The sequence below is a fragment of the Vibrio sp. OPT18 genome (assembly GCF_015163615.1).
Lineage (GTDB): Bacteria > Pseudomonadota > Gammaproteobacteria > Enterobacterales > Vibrionaceae > Vibrio > Vibrio coralliirubri.
In genome coordinates this window covers 1-254 of sequence record NZ_JADDYK010000114.1, presented here as the reverse complement: position 1 = coordinate 254, position 254 = coordinate 1, and the positions used below count along the sequence as shown (strand labels likewise).

Sequence of the window (254 nt, the reverse complement as noted above, 5' to 3'; positions counted from 1 at the left end):
CTTCCTGAATGGCGCGTTAAACAGTGTTACCGATACTTAAGTAAAAAGGGATGGGTAACATCTAAACAGCCGTGGACGCTTCGCATAGGCGATGATGGCAAGCTTAAAAAGTGCGCCCTTACCAGTATTAAGCGCGTCACATTGAAGTACTTCGATGACATGGGGCTAACTTCCGCCTTTAAAGAAGCGCTTCGCGCCGGTGCAAAAACCATTAAAGATCGAGCTAAAGCGTTCGGGCGACCTGTAAAATACAT

Annotated in this window: 1 pseudogene; it reads left to right on the top strand. The window is 46.9% G+C overall.

The annotated features are described in order from the left end of the window. Positions 1-254, top strand: a pseudogene (locus IQQ51_RS27680) (hypothetical protein); the annotation flags it as partial.